This is a genomic window from uncultured Phascolarctobacterium sp. (assembly GCF_934190775.1).
Classification (GTDB): Bacteria; Bacillota; Negativicutes; order Acidaminococcales; family Acidaminococcaceae; genus Phascolarctobacterium_A.
The window spans coordinates 1-2,242 of record NZ_CAKPTG010000035.1 but is presented as its reverse complement, the minus strand read 5'-3'; the positions used below and the strand labels follow the sequence as shown (position 1 = coordinate 2,242).

At 31.4% G+C, this 2,242-nt stretch carries 3 protein-coding genes; 1 reads left to right on the top strand and 2 read right to left on the bottom strand.

What is annotated here, in order from left to right; genetic code table 11:
- Positions 1-153: 153 nt before the first annotated feature.
- Complete coding sequence (locus Q0G26_RS11415) at positions 154-609, top strand: hypothetical protein (RefSeq protein ID WP_293830735.1); 456 nt, start codon at positions 154-156, stop codon at positions 607-609.
- Here Q0G26_RS11415 and Q0G26_RS11410 read toward each other — a convergent pair.
- Positions 557-895, bottom strand: a complete 339-nt coding sequence (locus Q0G26_RS11410; protein ID WP_293830733.1) for a hypothetical protein — start codon at positions 893-895, stop codon at positions 557-559. The genes Q0G26_RS11415 and Q0G26_RS11410 overlap by 53 nt on opposite strands.
- A 2-nt stretch (positions 896-897) precedes the next feature.
- Positions 898-2,082 carry an ISL3 family transposase gene (locus Q0G26_RS11405; RefSeq protein ID WP_293830731.1) on the bottom strand — a complete coding sequence of 395 codons (1,185 nt, stop codon included), beginning with the start codon at positions 2,080-2,082 and terminating at the stop codon, positions 898-900.
- Between the last annotated feature and the right edge of the window lie 160 nt (positions 2,083-2,242).

The window sequence follows — 2,242 nt, the reverse complement described above, 5'->3', positions numbered from 1 at the left end:
GGTTCTTTGTCAAGTTTTGGGGTTTTTAATAATTTAGCACCCTGAAATCTGTAAAATTACTCTTTACAACTTAAATAGCCTCTGATATAGTTAATATGATGTTATGGTTAGCTATATCAGAGGCTATAGTTATTTTTTTGTAAGGAGTGAGTCATGCAAGAATATTTAGATAATTGTAGCAAAAAAACATATAATAGTCCAGAGAAATTACTTGAAAATCTTTGTGAACACTACAATGTTCCAAGTATAAAGATTGAATATATATCAGAAATAAGTCTATCCAAAGGCCGACTTGCATATGATGCTTCTGTTATGTATCTAAATTCAGTACCTGTATTAGATGAAGAAGATTTTATTCCTGTAGTTTACCACGAATTTCGTCATGCTTGGCAGAAAAAATATTATCCAGAAATATATAAATGGTGGTTAAAAACAAATTATGATTTTTATAGTAAAATAGGACAATATAAATATCAAGTATGCGAATTGGAAATAGATGCCAAAGCTTTTGGAGATAGCTGTGGAGAAAATACGTGTGAAGATGTGTTTGATAATTTTATTCCCGATAAAGATTATTATCTACAAAAAATCTCTGACTTAAGGCATTAAAATTTTTTTGTAGATTTTTGGTTTCTGTAGGTGTAGCAATCCTTACTCCTAATGCAATATCTGGAGCGAATCCAATAATATCTTCTAATGTAAAGAATGTTTTCAATAAAGGACTATAGAAAAATACATCGGAATTTTTTACGTATTTTTCATATTCTTGGAACTTCTCATTTTCTGGTACTTCTATAAAATTTCGTATATTTTCTTCAAGCTTTAAATGCTTGTAAATGCCAAAAGTAATTAACTTCCCTGTAACTTTATTTTTGTAATATTTCGTTCTCCACATGTTTATATTAAATTCAGTATTCTATTTCTAAATCTTCTGAAGTTCTGAACGCCAAAACTGATACGTTTCAGAACTTTTATTTTGTTATTACTACCTTCGATAAAACCATTAGAGACATTTTCTCCGATAATATTAGCTATTTCGGTTCTCCAATTTGTAAAAGTAGTAATACAATGTTTAAATTCAGGAATAGATAACTGATTAGCTAGCAAGAGCCAATCTCTAAGCTCTTTTTTAGCTTCAGTTCTTGTGTCCTTTCTAAAAATTTCATAGAATCTTTCTTTCAAGAGCCAGGCTTTTTCAAGCTCTGATGAAGAATTAAGCATCCTATTTAATTCTATTTTATCTTCATCTGTCAATTTATATTCAGGTTTAAGTAGGAGATGGCGGCTCCGTTTAAACCATTTTCTTTTTGCATCATGGAATTCTTTCTGTATACGTTTCCTTACGTTCTCTAGGCTGTTTATAACAACTCTGATAACATGGAACTTATCTGCTATTATCTTTGCTTCTGGAAAGAGCTTCTTTGCTACAGAACGGAATAAAGTACTTAGATCCATAACTACTTTCTTGACCTTGGCACGCTCGTCATATGTATATTCTAAGAAATGCTTACACAGATCTTCTGAATCTCTGTTAGGCAGTATATCTATTATTTTATGTTTTACTGGGTCGGAAAGATTGCATTGAAATTTTTCGCCGCCGGCATTACCTTTAAATTCATCTATCGCTATACAGCTTGGTAATTCTGCCTTAGGATAATTTATATTGTCGAACCATCTTATTATACTGCTTACGGATACTCCTACTCTTCTGGCAATAGAAGTAAAGCTTTGCAAAGTCAGAGTTTCTTTGATAGATTCAAAATAAAATCTTTGTGGGAAATGGCAGTATCTTTTAATATATGGATTATTTTCTGAAAAAGTAGAGTTACAGTTTTTACAGATATAGCGACGTTTGCGGATAGTAACGATTAATGGTTTTCCGACCAGCGACAAATCTTTAACTTTTTGTAACCTGTAATCTTTGATGTATGTGGTTGTATAGCCGCAATGAGGGCAGCGATGTTCTTTTACCGGCATTTCGATAAAAGCTTCTAAATTACCGTTTTCCTCATTTTCTCTAAAATATTTTATACTAACCCCTTTAAAAAGTGGTAAATCTTGTGTATAATTGTCTTGAAGCATAAGCTGACTGGTTCTCCTTTGTAGTTGTGATTATTTTAGCCAATGATTATTTTACTACATTTCCAGCACTTATGCTTTATTTTTTTGTCTTTAATAAAAAATAAGTGCCGGTAGTCTCGATCTTATTTTAGACCAAGACCCCAACACTTATTATAGAACC

What these genes read in the sequence shown, in the direction of transcription:
- Q0G26_RS11415 (WP_293830735.1), top strand. Translation starts at nt 154, where the DNA reads ATGCAAGAATATTTAGATAATTGTAGCAAAAAAACATATAATAGTCCA.
- Q0G26_RS11410 (WP_293830733.1), bottom strand. Translation starts at nt 895, where the DNA reads ATGTGGAGAACGAAATATTACAAAAATAAAGTTACAGGGAAGTTAATT.
- Q0G26_RS11405 (WP_293830731.1), bottom strand. Translation starts at nt 2,082, where the DNA reads ATGCTTCAAGACAATTATACACAAGATTTACCACTTTTTAAAGGGGTT.